15 protein-coding genes are annotated in these 18,687 nt (G+C 69.8%); 6 read left to right on the top strand and 9 right to left on the bottom strand.

Annotated features, from left to right (window positions below; genetic code table 11):
- Positions 1–28 precede the first annotated feature (28 nt).
- Positions 29–685, top strand: a complete 657-nt coding sequence (locus ACVCAG_RS19910; protein WP_440084796.1) for a VTT domain-containing protein — start codon at positions 29–31, stop codon at positions 683–685.
- Here the strand turns inward: ACVCAG_RS19910 and dxs are convergent.
- Positions 630–2,549, bottom strand: a complete 1,920-nt coding sequence (gene dxs / locus ACVCAG_RS19915) for a 1-deoxy-D-xylulose-5-phosphate synthase (RefSeq protein WP_440084797.1) — start codon at positions 2,547–2,549, stop codon at positions 630–632. The two genes, ACVCAG_RS19910 and dxs, sit on opposite strands and share 56 nt — an antisense overlap.
- Before the next feature lie 182 nt (positions 2,550–2,731).
- Between dxs and ACVCAG_RS19920 the strand changes: the two genes are divergently transcribed.
- From ACVCAG_RS19920 to ACVCAG_RS19930, 3 genes are all read left to right on the top strand, one after another.
- Entirely contained in the window at positions 2,732–3,577 is an 846-nt protein-coding gene (locus ACVCAG_RS19920; RefSeq protein WP_440084798.1) for a neutral zinc metallopeptidase, read from the top strand.
- A gap of 142 nt (positions 3,578–3,719) precedes the next feature.
- A complete protein-coding gene (locus tag ACVCAG_RS19925) occupies positions 3,720–4,502 on the top strand; it encodes a neutral zinc metallopeptidase (protein WP_440084799.1) in 783 nt (260 codons plus the stop codon).
- Positions 4,503–4,794: 292 nt separating this feature from the next.
- Positions 4,795–5,373, top strand: a complete 579-nt coding sequence (locus ACVCAG_RS19930) for a hypothetical protein (RefSeq protein WP_447190108.1) — start codon at positions 4,795–4,797, stop codon at positions 5,371–5,373.
- A gap of 188 nt (positions 5,374–5,561) precedes the next feature.
- On the opposite strand, the gene ACVCAG_RS19935 is transcribed toward ACVCAG_RS19930, so the two are convergent.
- The 6 genes from ACVCAG_RS19935 to ACVCAG_RS19960 form a co-directional block, all read right to left on the bottom strand.
- Positions 5,562–6,770: an ROK family transcriptional regulator gene (locus tag ACVCAG_RS19935; protein ID WP_362681183.1), complete on the bottom strand. Its 1,209-nt coding sequence runs from the start codon at positions 6,768–6,770 to the stop codon at positions 5,562–5,564.
- Between the two features lie 35 nt (positions 6,771–6,805).
- Positions 6,806–8,053 (bottom strand): ABC transporter permease subunit, encoded by a 1,248-nt coding sequence (locus ACVCAG_RS19940; protein ID WP_440084801.1) that lies wholly within the window; start codon positions 8,051–8,053, stop codon positions 6,806–6,808.
- Positions 8,050–8,814: an ATP-binding cassette domain-containing protein gene (locus ACVCAG_RS19945; RefSeq protein WP_362681189.1), complete on the bottom strand. Its 765-nt coding sequence runs from the start codon at positions 8,812–8,814 to the stop codon at positions 8,050–8,052. Before ACVCAG_RS19945 ends, ACVCAG_RS19940 begins: the two co-directional genes overlap by 4 nt.
- A 193-nt stretch (positions 8,815–9,007) precedes the next feature.
- A complete protein-coding gene (locus ACVCAG_RS19950; RefSeq protein ID WP_440084802.1) occupies positions 9,008–10,123 on the bottom strand; it encodes a substrate-binding domain-containing protein in 1,116 nt (371 codons plus the stop codon).
- Positions 10,124–10,607: 484 nt separating this feature from the next.
- Complete coding sequence (gene acnA / locus ACVCAG_RS19955) at positions 10,608–13,379, bottom strand: aconitate hydratase AcnA (protein ID WP_440084803.1); 2,772 nt, start codon at positions 13,377–13,379, stop codon at positions 10,608–10,610.
- A 190-nt stretch (positions 13,380–13,569) separates the two neighbouring features.
- Positions 13,570–14,298, bottom strand: a complete 729-nt coding sequence (locus ACVCAG_RS19960) for a metal-dependent hydrolase (RefSeq protein ID WP_440084804.1) — start codon at positions 14,296–14,298, stop codon at positions 13,570–13,572.
- An 839-nt stretch (positions 14,299–15,137) separates the two neighbouring features.
- Between ACVCAG_RS19960 and ACVCAG_RS19965 the strand changes: the two genes are divergently transcribed.
- Both ACVCAG_RS19965 and ACVCAG_RS19970 read left to right on the top strand, forming a co-directional pair.
- Entirely contained in the window at positions 15,138–15,920 is a 783-nt protein-coding gene (locus ACVCAG_RS19965; protein WP_440084805.1) for a helix-turn-helix transcriptional regulator, read from the top strand.
- 7 nt (positions 15,921–15,927) lie between these two features.
- Positions 15,928–16,479 (top strand): DUF1707 SHOCT-like domain-containing protein, encoded by a 552-nt coding sequence (locus ACVCAG_RS19970; protein ID WP_440084806.1) that lies wholly within the window; start codon positions 15,928–15,930, stop codon positions 16,477–16,479.
- 117 nt (positions 16,480–16,596) lie between these two features.
- Here ACVCAG_RS19970 and mug read toward each other — a convergent pair whose 3' ends face one another.
- Both mug and ACVCAG_RS19980 read right to left on the bottom strand, forming a co-directional pair.
- A complete protein-coding gene (mug, locus tag ACVCAG_RS19975; RefSeq protein WP_440084807.1) occupies positions 16,597–17,202 on the bottom strand; it encodes a G/U mismatch-specific DNA glycosylase in 606 nt (201 codons plus the stop codon).
- Between the two features lie 9 nt (positions 17,203–17,211).
- Entirely contained in the window at positions 17,212–18,621 is a 1,410-nt protein-coding gene (locus ACVCAG_RS19980) for a sugar porter family MFS transporter (RefSeq protein ID WP_440084808.1), read from the bottom strand.
- Between the last annotated feature and the right edge of the window lie 66 nt (positions 18,622–18,687).

Consider the following 18,687-nt stretch of genomic DNA (forward strand, 5'->3'; position numbering starts at 1 on the left):
CGCCGCTCACGGCGGCGATCCTGGGGTCATGCTCCTGGACATGCTGCAGTCGTCGTCTCCGTACCTGGTCGGTTCGGTACTCCTCGCGGTGCTGGCGTTCGCCGGATCGCTGGTCCCCGGTGTCGCGGCGATCCTCGTGGCGGGGGCGACGCTGGCGGATCCCTGGGACGTCGCGGTGGTGGCGCTCGCCGGGTGCGCCGGGTGTGTCCTGTACGCGACCGGCGGCTGGCTCGTCGGCCGCCGGTACGGATCGCGGCTGCGCCGCGGCGGGACCGGGCGCCGGATCGGCGAGCGGCGCTGGTCGCGGGCCGAGCGACTGGCCACGGGCACGGGCGGCGGTCCGGCTCTGGCGGCCGCCTGCTTCCTGCCCGTGGTCGGCTCGCTCACCCCGGTCGTCGCCGGGGCGTCGAGCGTGCCGTACACGCGCTTCGTCCGCTGGGCCCTGGCGGGTGGCGCGGTCTGGGTGACCGTCTACCTGTCGCTGGGCGCCCTGGCGGGCGAGGCCCTGCGCCAGAACCAGCACCTACTGGTGCCGATCTTCGCGTGCGTGGCCGTCGTGGTCGCGGGCCTCCTCGTGATCAACCACCGCGCCCGCCCGCCCCGGGAGGGGACGGGCGCGGGCGACGCCGTCAGCGGGCCGGGTGGTTCTCCAGGGCCGGGGAGCGCTTCGCGATCGCCTCGGTGATCTGGCGGGCGATGTCCTGCGAGGTCAGGCCGATCTCGCCGAGGATCTTCGGACGTTTGGCGTGGTCGAGGAAGCGCTGCGGGATGCCGTAGGTGCGGATCGGGACGTCCACGTCGGCGTCGCGCAGCATGCGGGCCACCGCGTCGCCGACCGCGCCCACCCGGCCGTTGTCCTCGACCACCACGACCAGCTTGTGGGCGCGGGCGGCCGGCACCAGGGCCTCGTCCAGGGGCTTGACCCAGCGCGGGTCCACCACCGTGGCGGAGATGCCCTGGGCGTCGAGCAGGTCGGCGGCCTCCAGGCACAGTCCGGCCATCGGCCCCACGGCCACGAGCAGCACGTCGGGATCGCCCGCGCGCAGCACGTCCATCTCGCCGAGACGGCCGACCGCCTCGATCTCGGCGGTCACCGCTCCCTTGGGGTAGCGCAGGACGGTCGGGCCGTCGTCGATCTCCACGGCCTCGGCCAGCAGCTCGCGCAGGCGGGGCTCGTCGCGGGGGACGGCGACCGAGAGGCCGGGGACGACCTGCAGGATCGACAGGTCCCACATGCCGTTGTGGCTGGCGCCGTCGTCGCCGGTGACGCCCGCCCGGTCGAGCACGACCGTGACGGGGAGCCGGTGCAGGGCGACGTCCATCAGGAGCTGGTCGAAGGCCCGGTTGAGGAAGGTGGCGTAGACGGCCACCACCGGGTGCAGGCCGCCGAGCGCCAGACCGGCGGCACTGGTCAGGGCGTGCTGCTCGGCGATGCCGACGTCGTAGAGGCGGTCGGGGTAGGCCTCGGAGAACGGGATCAGGCCGGTGGGGCCGAGCATCGCGGCGGTGATCGCCACGATGTCGCGCCGCTCGGCGCCCAGGCGCACCATCTCCTGGCCGAAGACGTTGGTCCAGCCGTGCGGCTTCGGCTTCTCCTCACCGGTCAGCGGGTCGAAGACGCCCGGCGAGTGGAAGCAGTCCTCGTCGTGGTTCTCCGCCGGGGAGTAGCCGAAGCCCTTCTTGGTGAGCACGTGCACGATGACCGGGCGGCGGAAGTCGCGGGCCCTGCGCAGCGCGGACTCCACGGCCTGCTCGTCGTGGCCGTCGACCAGCCCGATGTACTTCAGGCCGAGGTCCTCGAACATGACCTGCGGAGCCAGGACGTCCTTGAGGCCCTTCTTGACGCCGTGCAGGGCGTCGTAGACGGGGGCGCCGACCACCGGGACCTTGGTCAGGTTGCCCTTGACGAAGTCGAGCACGTCCTCGTAGCGCTGGTTCGTGCGCAGGGAGGCCAGGTGGGAGGCGAGCCCGCCGATGGTCGGCGAGTAGGAGCGGCCGTTGTCGTTGACCACGATGATCAGCGGCAGGTCCTTGCGCGCCGCGATGTTGTTGAGCGCCTCCCAGGCCATGCCGCCGGTGAGCGCCCCGTCCCCGATCACCGCGACGACCGTGCGGCCGGCCTCGCCGCGCAGCCTGTACGCCTTGGCCAGGCCGTCGGCGTACGACAGCGCGGTCGAGGCGTGGGAGTTCTCGATGATGTCGTGCTCGGACTCGGTCTGGCTCGGGTAGCCGGACAGGCCGCCCTCCTGGCGGAGCGTGTCGAACTGCCCGGCCCGGCCGGTGAGCATCTTGTGGACGTAGGCCTGGTGGCCGGTGTCCCACAGGATGGGGTCGCGTGGCGAGTCGAAGACCCGGTGCATCGCGATCGTCAGCTCGACGACGCCGAGGTTGGGGCCGAGGTGGCCGCCGCTGCGGGCGGTGGAGGAGATCAGGAGATCCCTGATCTCGGCGGCGAGGACCGGTAGCTCGTCCACCGCCAAGCGCTTGAGGTCTCCTGGCCCCTTGACCGACTCCAGAAGATTTCCAGGCTGCCCGGTCCGCTCGCTCACGGAATCATCCTCTCTGTCCAGTCAACGTCACGACGAGTCTAGTTGCGATGGAGGACGCAACCCCCGGGAGCAGTGATTCTGCACGTTTTATCCACACTTGCAATAACCTTTGCCCCACCATGAAAACTCTCCCCTATAGGCAACTATCATCTCTTGTTGCCGCCTCGTTGACGTTTGCGCTGGTGACGGGTCTGGGCCCGGCCGGCGCGTCCGCCTCACGGACCATCGCGCCCTCCGCCTCGCAGCAGGTCGCGCCGGTCACCGGGACGACGTCGGGTACGACCACCCCCTCCAGCTCCGCCGCCTCCACCAGGGAGCAGGCACCCCCGCGCGGCCGGGCCGCCGCGACGGCCAGTCCCCTTTACCGCACCGGCACCCTGCCCACCATGCGCTGTCAGGCCGGACAGATCCGCGCGGGGAGCGCGGCCTCCTACCGGACCTTCGTGACCAAGCTCGTCCGCTGCCTGAACCTTGCCTGGAAGACCCAGTTCAGGAAGACCAACCTGGGGTTCTCCCACCCAAAGCTCCGTTTCTCCACCACCAAGGTGAACACCCCCTGCGGCCGGTGGCCCAGCAGCGCCGGGGGGCTGTACTGCTCCAGCAACCGCACCATCTACATCGGTGTCACGCGTGATGTCCTGAAGAACGCCCACCCCGCCAACCACGCCCAGTTCATCGCCCACGAGTACGGCCACCACGTGCAGCGCCTCGCGGGCATCATGGACTACTACGGCCGCAGCATCTGGCGCGCCTCCTCGTCCACCAAGCTGGCCTTCTCCCGCCGCCTCGAACTGCAGGCCGACTGCCTGGCCTCCGCCTTCCTGCGCCAGGCCGCCGACGACCTGCCGGTCGAGCAGGCGCAGTGGGAGGCGATGGTCAGCTGGGTCAGCGCCAACGGGCACAAGAACTGGCCCAAGAACGACCACGGCAAGGGCCGCAGCCAGGCCTACTGGATGGAGCGCGGCTTCGACGCGAGCTCCCCGTCCGGCTGCAACACCTGGACGGCCCCGGCCGGCCGGGTCGCCTGAGCCTCCCGACCCGTCGCCCGATCTCCGGCACGCCGCACGCCGCCTGACTTCCGGCACGAAACCGCGATATGCGGCCGCGCTTCCCAAGCGTGGCCGCATATCTGCTTTACCCCCCCTTTAACCTCCCCTAGGGTTGAGGATCATGCGCATCCCCCTTATCGCACTGCTCTCCGGCGTGCTCGTGAGTACGCTGCTCGCCGGTACGGCGGGCGCCGCGGTCACCACCGGACGACTCGCGCCGGTACCCACGGGCCAGGCCGCCCTGACCGCCAACCCGATCTACAAGACGGGCAAGCTCGAACCGGATGCCTGTCCGGAGCAACCGGTCTACAACGACGACCTGGAGACCGCCGAGACCTATCTCAGCTTCGCTCTGGACTGCCTCAACGAGGGCTGGGAGTACCAGTTCTCCAAGACGAAACTGCCGTTCTCCAAGCCCAAGTTCGCGGTCACCACGCGCATCGGCGTCCCGACCGGCTGCGGCAAGTTCCCCAAGGGCGCCCAGGCGGTCTACTGCTCGCTGAACAAGAAGATCACCTTCTACCTCGACAAGGGGATCCTCTCCCAGGCGACCGAGCTGTTCCTGCTGCAGACCCTGGCCCACGAGTACGGTCACCACGTCCAGCAGCTCTCCGGGATCCTGCCCACGGTGTTCAAGCGGAAGTACAAGAACGACAAGGCGTACCTGCCCGAGCTGCGCAAGGTCGAGCTCCAGGCCGAGTGCCTGAGCGGCGCCTTCATCGGCAGCATCTGGCGTTCCCTCGGCCGCCGCGAGTCGGACTTCAGGTACGTCCTGAACGCCGCCTACAGCACGGCCAGCCACGGTACGACCAAGAGCATCGCCTACTGGGTGACCCGCGGCTTCCAGCAGGAGACCCCCGGCGCCTGCAACACCTTCTCCGCCCCCAAGTCCAGGGTCGCCTGACCCTCCCGACCGCGCTGACCCCCGCGACCACCCGCCGCCGTCCCACGGACGCGTGACGGGTGGTCGTTCTTTTCCACCCGGTATAAGTTTCATCCCCCGGGAGGCTCAGACCTCATCCCCCGTGCCCGCCCGGCGCGGGCGGCCCCCTACGAAGCATGATCACGAGTGGCGACGACCTCATGACATTCAGTAACCTTGCGACGCCGCCTGAACGACCCTCCCCGTGAGCGCCCTCCTCGCCACGGAACCAGGCCCGGTCCCCCCGCTGGTCGACGGCAAGGAGAAAGACGGAATGGACACAACAGACAACCGCCTGAGCGTCCTGGAAACGGACGTCGCCGCGCTCCGCGCGCAGAACCGGGAAAACAGGGTGATCAACACCGGCATCTTGGAGGTTCTGAAGGACCTGCGGACGGTGACATCGGAACTCTGGACGGAGGTGACCGGGCTCCGGACGGACATGGACGGCTTCCGCACGGAACTGACCGGACTCCGCACGGACATGGACGGCTTCCGCACGGAACTGACCGGACTCCGGACGGACATGGACGGCTTCCGCACGGAACTGACCGGACTCCGCACGGACATGGACGGCTTCCGCACGGACATGGACGGCTTCCGCACGGACATGGACGGCTTCCGCACGGACATGGACGGCTTCCGCACGGAACTGACCGGACTTCGCACGGGACAGGACGAGCTCCGTGCCGAGATGCGAGCCGGGCACGCCGAACTCCGCGAGGAGATCTCCGTGGTCAAGCGCTCCGTCGGCAACCTGGAGCTCTCCATGAAGCGCGTCGAGGGTGACGTCGCCGAACTCAAGGCCGGTCACATCGAGCTGCGCCACCTGGTCGCCGGTCTCGTGAGGTAACCCCGCACCACCGCCGGCACCCCACGGCTGCGGGTGCCGGCGGCGCGACACCCCACGGATCGCCACGACGCACCGATCGCCCGAGAACCGGGATCGCCGCAGACCACGAACCGCCGCGGATCAGAACGCCCCACCCCGGGCAGCGGGGCAGCCCCCGCTCCTCACCACCGCCGGACGGCGCGGGAGGATCAGGAGCCGGCGCGGGCGAGGACTTCGAGAGGGTCGGCGAGGACCTGGGAGAAGGCCAGTTCGGCGGCGCCGACGAGAGTGGCGTCATCGCCGAGGGCCGAGGTGCGCAGGCGCAGCTGCTCGCGGCACGGGGGCAGGGCGTCGAGGGCGAGGCGGCTGCGGACCTGCGCGGCGGAGCCGAGGTAGATCTCCCTGAGCGTGCCCCCGAAGACGACCATCTCGGGGTTGAACAGGTTGACGAGGTTGGAGACGCCCAGGCCGAGCCAGTCGCCGACGCGGCTCAGGGCCGCCTGCGCGACGACGTCTCCCCGGTCGGCTGCGTCGACCGCGGCGCGGACGGCGTCCCTGCCGACCCGGGAGCCGAAGCGGCCCGCGGCCTCCAGGAGGGCGCGCTCCCCGACCTCCGCCTCCAGGCAGCCGTGCGAGCCGCACCCGCAGAGCCGTCCCTTGTCAGGGTTGACGATCATGTGCCCGACCTCGCCGCCGAAGCCCAGGTGGCCGCCGAGCAACTGGCCGTTGACGATCACTCCCCCGCCGATGCCGACGTCGCCGTGAAGGTAGACGAGGTCGCGGCAGCCGACGCCGACACCCCTGGTCTGCTCGGCGAGGGCGGCGAGGTTGGCGTCGTTGCCGACGGTGACCGGCAGGCCGAAGGCCAGCCGCCGGGTCATCTCGTCGGCGAACGGCACGTCGTCCACGGTGACCATGTTGGGCCCGAACCTGACGACCCCGTCGCCGCGTCCCACTCCCCCGGAGAAGGCCGCCGCCACCCCGACGCACACCGTGTCGGGCCGGGTCCTGCGGTGCATCTGCCGGGCGAAGGCGGCGAGCGGGCCGACGATCTCCTCCAGGGAGAAGTCACCGCGCCGCCGTACCGTCTCGCGGCGGTCGAGGATGGTGCCGCCCAGGCCGACGCGGGCGGCGACCAGCCGGTCGACGCCCACGTCGAGGGCGAACACGTAGACCCGCGCCGACTCCGGGCGGACCACCAGGGACGGACGCCCGGCCCTGCCCGTCTCCCTGGGGAGTTCCTCCCTGACCAGCCCCGCGGCTGTCAGATCGGCGGTCAGCGCCATGATGGTGCTGCGGTTGAGGCCCATCCGGTTGGTGAGTTCCGCACGCGAGGTGGGGCCGCTCAGATGGACGTGCCTGAGCAGGGCCCCAAGGTTGTGACGCCTGATCTCCTCCTGGGAGGGGCCTGCCCGCATGACGTGATGTTCCTTCGGTGGATCGGAGTCGCTGATCACCTTAGACCAGTGGCGGCCGCCCGCTTGCGGGACAACGCGTCCACCATGGCGGCGAGCAACAGGACCGATCCGGTCACCATGAACTTCACCCCGGAGCTGTAGCCCATCAGGCCCATGCCGTTCTCGATGACCGCGACCACGGCACCGCCGAGGATGGCGTCCAGCACCCGGCCCTTGCCACCGAACAGGCTGGTGCCGCCGATGACGGCGGCGCCGACCGCGTAGAGCAGCACGTTGCTGCCGCCGGTGTTGGGGTCGACCGAGCTGGCCCGTGAGGCGGCGATGATGCCGCCGACCGCGGCCATGGAGGAACAGATCACGAAGGCACTGATCTTCATCCGGTCGACGTTGATGCCCGCCCGGCGCGCGGCCTCGGCGTTGCCGCCGACCGCGTACAGGTGGCGCCCGTACGCCGTGCGGCGGAGCACGAACGTCAGGATCAGCAGCAGCACCACGATGATGGGCACCACCAGCGGCACGCCCGCCAGGGAGACGACGGCGACGTTGCGGCTGCGCTCGATGTTGAGGAAGTAGACGGCGAGGCCGCCGAGCAGCGCGAGGGCGCCGACCCTGACCGCGATCAGCGAGATCGGGTCGGAGGTGAGGCCGCGGGAGGTGCGCTTGCGGGCACGCAGCAGCTGGAGACCGGCGTAGGCGGCGACGCCCACGACCAGCAGGATCCAGCCCAGCGTGGGCGGGAGGTTCTTGTTGGCGATCGACAGGATGGTCTCGTCGCGGATGGCGATGATGGTGCCGCCCTTGACGAGCAGCAGGACCAGGCCCTGGAAGGCGAGGAAGGCCGCGAGCGTCACCACGAACGACGGGATGCCGAGTTTCGCGACGATGGAGCCGATCGCGGTGCCGATCACCACGCCGGTGAGGATCGCCGCGCCCACCGCCACGTACCAGGGCAGCCCCTGGCTGCTGAGCATGATCGCGAGCACCGCCGCGCAGACACCGCTGGCGAAGCCCGCCGACAGGTCGATCTCGCCGAGCAGCAGCACGAAGACCAGGCCCATGGCGATCACGGTGACCGCGGCGCCCTGGGTGAACAGGTTGGCGAAGTTCCCCGCGGTCAGGAAGGAGGGACGCAGGATGGCGAAGATCGCGCAGAGCACCACGAGGCCGAACACCGCGGGCAGCGCGCCCATGTCGCCGCCGCGTACCCTCTCGGCGTAGCCGCGGACGTTGGTCCTGATCGAGGGTGCCTCGTGTACGGTCTTCGGCGAAATCGTGGCGGTCATACGGTGACTCCGTTGGTGAGGCCGAGGTCCCCGCTGCGGCCGGAGGTGATCAGTTCGACGACCTGCGCGTGGGTGACGTCCGAGGTCTTGACCTGGGCCGCCATCCGGCCGAGGTAGAGGGTGGCGATCCGGTCGGACACCGCGAAGACGTCGTTCATGTTGTGCGAGATCAGGACGACGGCCAGGCCCTGGTCGGCCAGGCGCCGGACCAGTTCCAGCACCTGCGCCGTCTGGGCGACGCCGAGGGCGGCGGTCGGCTCGTCGAGGATGACGACCTTGCTGTTCCACAGCACGGCCTTGGCGATGGCCACCGTCTGGCGCTGGCCGCCGGAGAGGCTGGCGACGAGCTGGCGGATGGACTTGACGGTCCTGACCGACAGGCTCTCCAGGGTCCTGGCCGCCATCTCCTCCATCGTGTCCTCGTCGAGGACGATGCCGCGCTTGTGCTCGCGGCCAAGGAACATGTTCTGGACGATGTCGAGGTTGTCGCAGAGCGCGAGGTCCTGGTAGACGATCTCGATGCCCAGGTCGGCCGCGTCGCGCGGGCTGCCGATCTGGACGGGCTTGCCGTCGAAGAAGTACTCGCCGGAGTCGATCGCGTGGATGCCTCCGACGCACTTGACGAGGGTGGACTTGCCTGCGCCGTTGTCGCCGACCAGCGCGGTCACCTCTCCGGCGTACGCGGAGAGGGAGACGTCGTGCAGGACCTGTACGGGACCGAAACTCTTGTCGATCCCGCGGAGTTCCAGTGCGGGGGTCATGGGGTTGTGCTCCCTGTGTTCATTTCGCGCGGCGAAGCTCGCGCGGCTCGGACGCCTGCGGGCGGCGTCCCGCCCTGTGACGCCGGAAGACGCCCACCTGCCGCGTCTCCCGGCGTCACAGGGTGAGGTGTGCCGCGATCGAGCGCGAGGGGGCGGCCGGCCGGGGGGAACGACCGGCCGCCCCCTCCGCGCCTTACTGGATTCCGGCCTCGGTGCACTTGTCGGCGAACTCGCCGGTGCACAGCTCGTCCTTGGTCACGAAGCCGTCGGCGACGACGTCCTTGACGCTGTCGAAGAAGATCGGCTGCGGGTCGAGGAGGACGGAGGGCACGTCGGCGCCGCTCTCGGTGTCCTTGACCGTCCCGGTCGCCGCGGGCTTCTCGCCCTTGGCCAGGCCGATGGCGAGCGCGGCGGCCGCGTCGGCCTCCTTCTTGATCGCCTTGTAGACCGTCATGCACTGGTCGCCGGCGAGGATGTTCTGCAGGCCCTGCACGGTGGCGTCCTGGCCGGTGACCGGGACCTTGCCGTTCAGGTTGTTCTTCTTGAGGACCGAGATGGCGGCGTTGCCGAGACCGTCGTTGGCGGCCAGGACGCCGGCGATCTTCGGCTGCTCGGTGAGCATCTGCTCGAAGATCGTGCCCGCCTGGGTGTTGTCCCATTCGGGGACGGACTGGTCCGGGCCCTTGACGTATTCGCCGGAGTCGTACTTGGCCTTGAGCACGCCGTCGTAGCCGTTCTTGAACAGCGTGGCGTTGTTGTCGGTCGGCGAGCCGTTGAGCTCGGCGACGATCGGCTTCTCGGCCTTCTTGTCGGTCAGGCACTTCACCAGGCCCTCGCCCTGCAGGGTGCCGACCTTGGTGTTGTCGAAGCTGACGTAGTACTGGGCGCCGCCGTTGAGGGTGAGGCGGTCGTAGTCGATGGTGGCCACGCCCTGCGCCTTGGCCTTGTCGAGCACGGCCTTGCCGGTGCCGCTGTCGAGGTTGACGATCATCAGGACCGTGGCCCCGTTGGTGATCATCTGGTCGGCGATGGTCTGGAACTGGGTCTTGTCACCCTGGGCGTTCTGGATGTCGTAGGCGACACCCGCGGCCTTGAAGGCCTCCTCCAGGTACTTGCGGTCCGCGGTCTCCCAGCGGGCGGAGGACTTGCTGTCGGGAAGGATGACGCCGACCTTGCCCGCGGCCGCCGCGCTCTCCGTGGGGGCGGCACCGCTCGAGGCGCTGGTTTCGGGGCTGTCGCTCCCGCAAGCGGTGAGGCCGAGGGTCATCGCCGCGGCGGCGGCGGTAAGGCTGAGGATCCCCTTGCGCATGGTGCACGGGTCCTTTCTTCGAAATTGGGGGGTACGGACGTGCGGCATGCCGAATTCGCGGGTACGGCTGTGCCGGGTCTCGGCTCACCGTTCCGTTGAATGTTGTTTGCGGCAACGTATTCCGCCGTTGGCCTGGAGCGCCAGACCCTCCGTAGGTAAAGTTTGTTGTGGCCGGTAACAATCCAGAAACGCGCTCTTAACCGTCCCGGGTCCAGCCGGTCTTTCACCTTCCCGATACCCCTGCGGTTATTGGGATCGCGGCTCTGAGCTGCCTTTTTCCCGGCGCGGTGCGGCGCTCTCCCCGTCGGCCCCTGCCCTTGCCCGGCCCCGCCCTTCGGGAATCCTCGGGATCCCGGCGCCTCGGGACGCGCGAAAGTCTCCGGAAAGCACGGAACCGCCCGGCAGGATGGTGTCCCGCCGGGCGGTTCTCGTCTGGGGTGTGTCCCCATGCGGGCGAGGCTTACGTGCGGCCTCGCCCCCCTGCTCAGCTCTTGGCGAGCAGGGAGCGCAGGACGTACTGCATGATGCCCCCGTGCCGGTAGTAGTCGGCCTCTCCGGGGGTGTCGATGCGCACGACCGCCTGGAACTCCTTGCCGTCGGCCCGGACCGTCACGGTCTGCGGGACGCCGCCCTCGTTGAGGGCCTCGACGCCGACGACGTCGAAGGTCTCCTCGCCGGTCAGGCCCAGCGACTGCGCCGTCTCGCCCTCGGGGAACTGCAGCGGCAGCACGCCCATGCCGATGAGGTTGGAGCGGTGGATGCGCTCGTAGGACTCGGCGATGACGGCGCGGACGCCGAGCAGCGCGGTGCCCTTGGCCGCCCAGTCGCGCGAGGAGCCCGAGCCGTACTCCTTGCCGGCCAGCACCACGAGCGGGATGCCCGCGGCCTGGTAGTTGGCCGAGGCGTCGTAGATGAAGGACTGCGGCCCGCCGTCAAGGGTGAAGTCACGGGTGTAGCCGCCCTCCACGCCGTCGAGCAGCAGGTTCCTCAGCCGGATGTTGGCGAAGGTGCCGCGGATCATGACCTCGTGGTTGCCCCGGCGCGAGCCGTAGGAGTTGAAGTCCTTGACCCCGACGCCGTTCTCCTTCAGGTAGTCGGCGGCGGGAGTGCCGACCTTGATCGCGCCTGCCGGGGAGATGTGGTCGGTGGTGACCGAGTCGCCCAGCTTCGCGAGCACCCGGGCCCCGGAGATGTCGGTCACCGGCTCCGGCTCCGGCGGCATGCCCTCGAAGTAGGGGGCCTTGCGGACGTAGGTCGAGTCCGGGTCCCACTCGAAGGTGTTGCCGGTCGGGATCGGCAGCGAGCGCCAGGTCTCGTCGCCCTTGAACACGTCGGCGTAGTCGTGCAGGAACATCTCCTGGTCGATCGAGGAGGCGACGACCGCCGCGATCTCCTCGGGCGCCGGCCAGATGTCGGCGAGGAACACCGGCTCGCCGTCCGAGCCCACCCCCAGCGGCTCGTTGTTCAGGTCGAGGTCCATGGTGCCCGCGAGGGCGTAGGCGACGACCAGCGGCGGCGAGGCCAGGTAGTTCATCTTGACGTCGGGGTTGATCCGGCCCTCGAAGTTGCGGTTGCCCGACAGCACCGCGGTGACCGCGAGGTCGTTCTCCTGGATGGCGGCGGAGATCTCCTCCTGCAGCGGGCCCGAGTTGCCGATGCAGGTGGTGCAGCCGTAGCCGACCAGGTTGAAACCGATCTTGTCGAGGTACGGCTGCAGGCCGGAGCGCTCGAAATAGCCGGTGACCACCTGCGAGCCGGGGGCGAGCGAGGTCTTGACCCACGGCTTGCGGGTCAGGCCCTTCTCGACCGCGTTCCTGGCGAGCAGCGCGGCGCCCATCATGACGTACGGGTTGGAGGTGTTGGTGCAGCTGGTGATCGCGGCGATGGTCACCACGCCGTGGTCGATCTCGAAGTCGGTGCCGTCGGCCAGGGTGACCCGCACGACCTTGTGCGGGCGCTCGCCGCCGAGGCCGGCCGGGTGCGGCTTGTCGCCGTTGTCGTTGTGGGAGACCGCCGGGGAGTCGGAGGCGGGGAACGACTCGCCGGACGCCTCGTCGAGCGGGCCCTGCTCGCTCGACACGTAGTCCTTGACGGCCGCGCGCCAGGCGCTCTTGGCGTCCGACAGCGCGATGCGGTCCTGGGGCCGCTTGGGGCCGGCGATCGACGGGACGACCGTGGACAGGTCCAGCTCGATGTACTCGGAGAAGACCGGCTCCTCGGCCTCGGGGTCGAGCCACATGCCCTGGGCCTTGGCGTAGGCCTCGACCAGGGCGACCTGCTCGGCGGGGCGGCCGGTCAGCGTGAGGTAGTCGGTCGTCTGGCCGTCGATCGGGAAGATCGCGCAGGTCGAGCCGAACTCGGGGCTCATGTTGCCGATCGTGGCCCGGTTGGCCAGCGGCACGCTGGAGACGCCGTCGCCGTAGAACTCCACGAACTTGCCGACGACGCCGTGCTTGCGGAGCATCTCGGTGATCGTGAGCACCAGGTCGGTGGCGGTGGCCCCGGCGGGGAGCTTGCCGGTCAGCTTGAAACCGACCACCCGCGGGATGAGCATGGAGATCGGCTGGCCGAGCATCGCGGCCTCGGCCTCGATGCCGCCGACGCCCCAGCCCAGGACGCCGATGCCGTTCTCCATGGTGGTGTGGGAGTCGGTGCCGACGCAGGTGTCCGGGTATGCCTTACCCTCTCGGACCATCACGACCCGGGCCAGGTGCTCGATGTTGACCTGGTGCACGATGCCGGTGCCCGGCGGGACGACCTTGAACTCGTCGAAGGCGGTCTGGCCCCAGCGCAGGAACTGGTAGCGCTCGCGGTTGCGCTCGTACTCCCTGTCGACGTTGCGCTGGAAGGAGTCGGCGCCGCCGAAGAAGTCGACGATGACCGAGTGGTCGATGACCATCTCGGCCGGGGCGAGCGGGTTGATCCTGGCCGGGTCGCCGCCGAGGTCGCGGACGGCCTCGCGCATGGTCGCCAGGTCGACGACGCACGGGACGCCGGTGAAGTCCTGCATGATCACGCGGGCCGGCGTGAACTGGATCTCCACGTTCGGGGCGGCCTCGGGGTCCCACTGGCCGATCGCACGGATGTGGTCGGCGGTGATGTTCGCGCCGTCCTCCGTGCGGAGAAGGTTCTCCAGAAGGATCTTCAGGCTGTACGGGAGACGTCCCGACCCCTCCACGGCGTCCAGCCGGTAGATCTCGTACTCCGCGTCACCGACGCGGAGCGTGTCACGACTGCCGAAGCTGTTCGCGGACACGGTTCGCCTCCCTCATCACCTGATGTCTGGCGCGCCGGCACATAGGGCGCGATTGAATCCTGCCGCACCGCCCGAGCGCCCCGAACTGTTAGGTCTGCCTAACTTCCAGGCCACCCGCAGGTTGCAGCGGATGTCTCGATATCAAGATATCCCTCCGGGTATCTCGACATCAAATTACTCCTCAGTATGATCACTGCGGAGCGAGGCGGAGGTACAGCAACCCGAGAACGACGACGGAAAGTACCGGGGCGAGAAACTTCTGCTCGAAGGCCCGGCCCGTCTTGATGCCGATCTTCCACGGCAGCAGCCACTTCTGCCGCATCGGCCAGAGCACCGGACAGCCCTTCTCGGTGCAGCAGTCGCCCACGACGTGGGTGAGGCACCCGATCGCGACCGCGAGCCCCAGCCAGGCGTACTCCACGTTGTCGCTGCGGAACACCACGAACAGCCCGGCCGTCATGCCGACGTTGAGCATCGCCGAGGCGAACTTCTTGCCCGGGATGCCGATGCCGATCGCCCGCAGCGACAGGCCGATGAGCAGGATCACCAGGATGTCGCGGCCGATCGGATAGGTGTTGGCCAGGTAGTGCGCGCCGAAGCCCGCCGCGATCGCGAACACCAGCGAGTGGGTGGCGTTGCGGTGGCCTCCGGCGAGCCACGAGACCGCCTTGCTCAGCCCCCAGGTGACCGGCCCGAACGTCTGCGCGATCGTCGCGCTCGGATGGTCGAGGTCGGGCAGCATCGCGGCACCGGCGCAGATGATGGCCCCGGCGACGAACTCGGCCGGGTTGAGCGCGTTGACCATGACACCGGTCTCGATGAACCTGGACGTCTCGGTCAGCAAGGGCAGCGCGGCCAGCGCGGGCGCCACCCCCAGCCAGGCGATCGCCCCTGTCAGCGCGTGCGTATGCCCCATCATCGGTCAAAAACCCCCATCAAGATCACCTCGGGAGACTGTACGTCAAAGCCTCCCCCAGATGGAGGACCGTGCCATTTCACGCCATCGGCGTGTCGCGCGGGCGAGACGGCCCCGGCGCGTGCGTGCTGATCGTTTCCGGCCGACTCCAGGGTCGCCCGAGGGCGACGACGGTCCGCTTCGATCTTCCCGTCCCTTCACGAGAGGTGCCTGCCATCCGAATCTTCCTACGGATGGGGAACGGATGGAACGGGCGAATGGTGCCTGGGACGGCGGCCCTGGAGCATCTCGGCGGAGTGATCGCCCTCGCGGGGCGGGCCTGGGGCGGGGAGCCCTCCGGGGGTCTTCACCGGAGGCCCGGACGCGAACCCGGGAGGGTCGCGATCAAGAAGAGACGTGCGAAAACGTGGAGAAACGACAGACGGGACCGTTCCGCGCCGAAAGCACCCCCCAGCCCTTCCGGCGCGGAACGAATCCCGTCTACGTCCTTTGTAACGTGCAGGTCTCAGTACTTGTTCCAGAATCCGGCAAGAATTACGTGATCTGCCTCACTTCTACTCAGGGTGACGAGTCATCACTCTCGGCGAAGGTGGCCGAAACAGGGGCGGAGGGCGGCGAACCGGAGGCTCCGGGGCCCGTGCCGGGCCCACCCGCTCGGCGACTCCCGCCCGGGCTCGGTCGACCCCCGGCGTGCCGGGAAGCGTCTCATCCCGCCGACGATCAAATGCCTCAGGTCCCACATAACCCCCATTTCGTGACATGAGGTTGCTGTCAGAATGTTCTCGATATATCTTTGAAGCATCGAGAGCGATCAAAAGACGATCGCGGCATGGAGGTACGGCATGACATCGTCCAACGCGATGGGCGCTCCCTGGGCCGGATTCGGGTCCCACGAGGTCAGGCGCGAGATGAAGCGCGCGGCCAGGGAGGCATGGCGGCAGATGGCCGCCGGATGGCACGAGGGCGGCCCGGAGCACGGCCCCCGCGCGCCACACCACACCCACCACGAGCACCACGATGGCGGGCCTCGCGAGCACCGGCACCGCGGCCACCGCGGCCCCTTCCCCTTCGGCGGGTTCCCCTGGGACATGGGCCGGGGCGGCAGGGGGGGCAGAGGCCCGTTCGGCGGGGGCCCGTTCGGCGGCCCGCCGTTCGGGAGGGGGCGCAAGGCGAAGCGCGGCGACGTCCGCGCGGCGATCCTCGCCCTGCTCACCGAGTCCTCGTGCAACGGCTACCAGATCATCCAGGAGATCGAGCGGCGCAGCGAGGGCGGCTGGAAGCCCAGCCCGGGAGCGGTCTACCCGGCCCTGCAGCAGCTCACCGACGAGGGTCTGGTCCTGGCCGAGGAGAACGAGGGCCGCAAGACCTTCAGCCTCACCGACGCCGGACGCGCCTACGTGGCCGAGCACTCCGACGAGGTCCGCGCCCCGTGGGAGGAGATGACGCCCGATGTCGACGACAGCACCTGGGAGCTGATGGACATCACCCGCCAGTCGGGGTTCGCCATGCTCCAGATCCTGCAGACCGGCAGCGACGCGCAGATCCGGCAGGCCAAGCAGACCCTGGTCGAGACGCGCCGCAAGCTCTACCAGATCTTGGCCGACGGCGACACCGGCGAGGAGTGACCCGACCATGACCCCCCGAGACGACCTCCGTATCGGAGACGCCGAGCGTGACGCGGCGATGGAGTCCCTGCGCGAGCACTACGTGCAGGGCCGCCTGACCCGCGAGGAGCTCGACGAGCGCCTCGAACTGACCCTGTCCGCGCGGACCGGCGGCGAGCTGGCCCGGGTGAGCGCGGACCTGCCCGGCCCGAGCGGCTCCCGGCCGGAGGAGTCCGAGGACACCTGGGGTCCCTGGGGCGCGGGGGCCCCCTGGGGTCCGGGGAGGGGACCGTGGGGGCCGGGCGGACCGTGGGGGCCGGGCCACCGGCACCGCGCGCACGCCCACCCCTGGGGCCACCACCGTCCCGGGGGCCGCCGCCCCAGGGGTCACCGCGGCGGGCCGCCGTTCTTCCCCCTGATCATCCCGGTGATGGTGGCCGGGGTGTTGATCGGCGGGTTCGGGGTGCTCAAGTTCGTCTTCCTCGCCTGGCTGGTGATGGCGGTGCTGGGCATGCTCCACCGCGGGCGGGGGCGCTCCAGGACGCGCTCCCGCGGGGTCGGCCCCCGTCCGGCGTCCTGACCCGCCTCTGAACCGCTTCCGACCGGCCTCCACCGGCCTTTGAGGGCTTCGGGCGAGCGGGCGCGGCGTGCTCGCCCGAAGCCCGTACCGGCTCGCGGGGGCGCCCGCACCGGCCGGTCAGGCGAGAGACTCCCGGAGCCTGCGCATCTCTCCCGCGATCCCGTCCAGCGTCCAGTGCGCGTTCAGGCCGCTCGGGTTGGGCAGCACCCACACCGCCGCGCCGCCGATCTCGCTCTCCTGCGGCCCGATCACGGCCTTGGGCACGCCGAACGCCTGCCGGTAGGCGGTCACCCCCGCCACCGCCAGCACCCTCGGGCGGATCTCGGCGACCAGCCCCGCCAGGCGCTCCCCGCCCGCGCGGAACTCCTCGGCGGACAGTTCCGCCGCCTGCGCGGTGGGCCGTCGCACCACGTTGGTGATGCCCAGCCCGTACGAGGGAAGCAGGTCCTGCTCGGCGGGCGAGAGCAACCGGGGGGTGAAGCCCGAGCGGTGCAGCGCGGGCCAGAAGCGGTTGCCGGGGCGGGCGAAGTGATGGCCGGTGGCCGCGGAGTACAGGCCGGGGTTGATCCCGCAGAACAGCACGTCCAGCGAGGGCCCGAGCACGTCCTCGATCGTCCTCTCCCCGGCCGCCTCGAGCTCGGCGCGGCTCGGCCGCGCCGGGAGCCGCGCTCCGGAGGTCGCCCGCCTCGCGAGCGGGGCACTTTCCTGTCTCTTGGACGGCACGGGACGAACCTAGCCCATCTCCTCGAGCTTTCGCCCCTTGGTCTCCCGTACCTTGAACAGCACGAAGACGAAGGAGAGCGCGGCGAAGGCGGCGTACCCCACGTAGGCCCCGGCCAGGTTCCACTCGCTCAGCGACGGGAACGAGACGGTGATCAGCCAGTTGGCCACCCACTGCGCGGCGGCGGCCACCGAGAGCGCGGCGGCCCTGACGCGGTTGGGGAACATCTCCCCCAGCAGCACCCAGACGATCACACCCCACGACAGCGCGAAGAACAGCACGAAGACGTGCGCGGCGATCAGGGCGACCGTGCCCTGGGCCTCGGGCAGCTTGACCGCCTCGCCACTGGGGACACCCGCGCTGAAGGCCCACGCGGCCACGGCCAGCGCGGCCGTCATGCCCGCGGAGCCGATCAGCAGCAGCGGCCTGCGGCCGATCCTGTCGACCAGCGCGATGGCGATGAACGTGCCGACGATGTTGATGATCGAGGTGGAGAAACTGATGAGCAGCGAGTCCGACTGGTTGATGCCGACCGACTGCCACAGCGACGCCGAGTAGTAGAAGATCACGTTGATGCCGACGAACTGCTGGAAGACGGAGAGCAGGATGCCGATCCAGACGATCGGCATCAGCCCGAACCGGGAACCGCGCAGGTCGCGCAGGCGGGGCCGGCGCTCGCTGCGCAGCGAGGTCTCGATCTCCGCCAGCCGGGCGTCCAGATCGGTTCCCTCGCCCTCGACCTCCGACAGCACCTTGCGCGCCGCGTCCGTCTTCCCGACCGCGATGAGGAAGCGCGGCGACTCGGGGATGATCGTCGCGAAGACCAGATAGAGCAGGGCGGGGATCAGGCAGGCGCCGAGCATCCACTGCCAGGCCTGCAGCCCGAGCAGCTCGTTGTTGACGTCCCCCCCGGCCCGCTCCGCGATCGCGTAGTTGACCAGCTGGGAGACCGCGATGCCCAGCACGATCGCGAGCTGCTGGAAGGACCCCAGCCGCCCCCGGTAGGCGGGCGGTGCGACCTCCGCGATGTAGGCGGGGCCGATCACCGAGGCCATGCCGATGCCCACACCGGCGAGCACCCGCCACAGGGCCAGGTCCCAGAGCGCGAAGGGCAGGGCCTGGCCGACGGAACTGACCGCGAACAGGATCGCGGCCACCTGCATCGCCCTGGTGCGTCCCCAGCGGTCGGCCAGCCCTCCGGCGATCCAGGCGCCCAGCGCCGAGCCCAGCAGCGCGATCGCCACGACGAAGCCGGTCTGGACCGGGCCGACGTCGAAGTTCTTCTCGATCCCGGTGACGGCGCCGTTGATGACGGCGCTGTCGTACCCGAAGAGAAAGCCGCCGATCGCCGCCGCGGCGGTGATGAAGACGACGTGCCCGATGTTCTCGCCGGAGGTGCCCGTGGGAGCAGTGCTGGCCATGAGGGTTCTTTCCCCCAGAAGGAGATTTGAGACATGGCTTCCGGACTTTCGGGACGGGCGGATGCA

It is taken from the genome of Streptosporangium sp. G12, assembly GCF_052983175.1.